The 1,527-nt window shown below is 52.1% G+C and carries 16 tRNA genes; all 16 read right to left on the bottom strand.

Annotated elements, in window-relative coordinates:
* Position 1 precedes the first annotated feature (1 nt).
* Positions 2–91, bottom strand: a tRNA-Ser gene (locus HMPREF3093_RS06135).
* A 12-nt stretch (positions 92–103) separates the two neighbouring features.
* Positions 104–175, bottom strand: a tRNA-Glu gene (locus HMPREF3093_RS06140).
* Between the two features lie 25 nt (positions 176–200).
* Positions 201–289: transfer RNA gene (locus HMPREF3093_RS06145), tRNA-Ser, on the bottom strand.
* Positions 290–312: 23 nt separating this feature from the next.
* A tRNA-Ile gene (locus HMPREF3093_RS06150) sits at positions 313–386 on the bottom strand.
* 17 nt (positions 387–403) lie between these two features.
* Positions 404–474 (bottom strand) — tRNA-Gly (locus HMPREF3093_RS06155).
* Between the two features lie 4 nt (positions 475–478).
* Positions 479–551 (bottom strand) — tRNA-Met (locus HMPREF3093_RS06160).
* A gap of 9 nt (positions 552–560) precedes the next feature.
* Positions 561–650: transfer RNA gene (locus tag HMPREF3093_RS06165), tRNA-Ser, on the bottom strand.
* A gap of 24 nt (positions 651–674) precedes the next feature.
* A tRNA-Ile gene (locus HMPREF3093_RS06170) sits at positions 675–748 on the bottom strand.
* 7 nt (positions 749–755) lie between these two features.
* Positions 756–829, bottom strand: a tRNA-Met gene (locus tag HMPREF3093_RS06175).
* A 14-nt stretch (positions 830–843) separates the two neighbouring features.
* Positions 844–916 (bottom strand) — tRNA-Ala (locus HMPREF3093_RS06180).
* 12 nt (positions 917–928) lie between these two features.
* Positions 929–1,002: transfer RNA gene (locus HMPREF3093_RS06185), tRNA-Pro, on the bottom strand.
* 9 nt (positions 1,003–1,011) lie between these two features.
* A tRNA-Arg gene (locus tag HMPREF3093_RS06190) sits at positions 1,012–1,085 on the bottom strand.
* 31 nt (positions 1,086–1,116) lie between these two features.
* A tRNA-Leu gene (locus HMPREF3093_RS06195) sits at positions 1,117–1,202 on the bottom strand.
* An 18-nt stretch (positions 1,203–1,220) separates the two neighbouring features.
* Positions 1,221–1,292: transfer RNA gene (locus tag HMPREF3093_RS06200), tRNA-Gly, on the bottom strand.
* Between the two features lies 1 nt (position 1,293).
* Positions 1,294–1,369, bottom strand: a tRNA-Thr gene (locus HMPREF3093_RS06205).
* Between the two features lie 14 nt (positions 1,370–1,383).
* A tRNA-Leu gene (locus HMPREF3093_RS06210) sits at positions 1,384–1,465 on the bottom strand.
* Between the last annotated feature and the right edge of the window lie 62 nt (positions 1,466–1,527).

The raw sequence follows: 1,527 nt of genomic DNA on the forward strand, positions 1-1,527 counted from the left end.
AAGGAGGATAAGGGATTCGAACCCTTGCACGCTTTTACACGCCTGACGGTTTTCAAGACCGTTCCCTTCAGCCGGACTTGGGTAATCCTCCGAGATATTAAAATGATCCGTACGGGATTCGAACCCGTGTTACCGCCGTGAAAGGGCGGTGTCTTAACCACTTGACCAACGGACCAGCTAAGTTAAGGCAATAAAAAGAACGGAGAAGGAGGGATTTGAACCCTCGCGCCGGTTTACCCGACCTACACCCTTAGCAGGGGCGCCTCTTCAGCCTCTTGAGTACTTCCCCACCATTCTAATATTTTATTGCAATGGGCCTAAATGGACTCGAACCATCGACCTCACCCTTATCAGGGGTGCGCTCTAACCAGCTGAGCTATAGGCCCTTCATTATATAAAGTTAAGCGGGTGACGAGAATCGAACTCGCGACAACAGCTTGGAAGGCTGTGGTTTTACCACTAAACTACACCCGCAATATTGCGGAGGCAGGACTCGAACCTGCGACCTTCGGGTTATGAGCCCGACGAGATGCCAACTTCTCCACTCCGCGATAATGGAAAGGAGGATAAGGGATTCGAACCCTTGCACGCTTTTACACGCCTGACGGTTTTCAAGACCGTTCCCTTCAGCCGGACTTGGGTAATCCTCCATTATGCCCAAACTGGCAAGAGAATGGACCTTGTAGGACTCGAACCTACGACCGGGCGGTTATGAGCCGCCTGCTCTAACCACCTGAGCTAAAGGTCCATGTCTATAGCGGCGAAGGGGATCGAACCCCTGACCTCCCGGGTATGAACCGGACGCTCTAGCCAGCTGAGCTACACCGCCAATATATAAAAAAATGGAGCCTAGCGGGATCGAACCGCTGACCTCCTGCGTGCAAAGCAGGCGCTCTCCCAGCTGAGCTAAGGCCCCATTATAATATAATCGGGAAGACAGGATTCGAACCTGCGACCCCTTGGTCCCAAACCAAGTGCTCTACCAAGCTGAGCTACTTCCCGTTTATATAATACACCCAGCAGGAGTCGAACCTGCAACCGCTTGATTCGTAGTCAAGTACTCTATCCAATTGAGCTATGGGTGCCTATTCAGTTATTTCCAAGCCTAAGCTTGAATGCCGAGGACCGGGGTCGAACCGGTACGGGTATCACTACCCGCAGGATTTTAAGTCCTGTGCGTCTGCCAATTCCGCCACCCCGGCAAGGGCCATTATTGGCTAAGCGGAAAACGGGATTCGAACCCGCGACCCCCACCTTGGCAAGGTGATGTTCTACCTCTGAACTATTTCCGCGTGGTGCCGGCTAAAGGACTTGAACCCTCGACCCTCTGATTACAAATCAGATGCTCTACCAACTGAGCTAAGCCGGCTATTAAGTTGTTAATGCGGATGAAGGGACTTGAACCCCCACGCCCTAAGGCGCCAGATCCTAAATCTGGTGCGTCTGCCAATTCCGCCACATCCGCTGGCTTTTCATTCTCTAAGACGCATTTAATAGAGAATGAGTCATACAGGGCTCGAACCTGTG

It is taken from the genome of Abiotrophia sp. HMSC24B09 (assembly GCF_001815865.1).
Classification (GTDB): domain Bacteria; phylum Bacillota; class Bacilli; order Lactobacillales; family Aerococcaceae; genus Abiotrophia.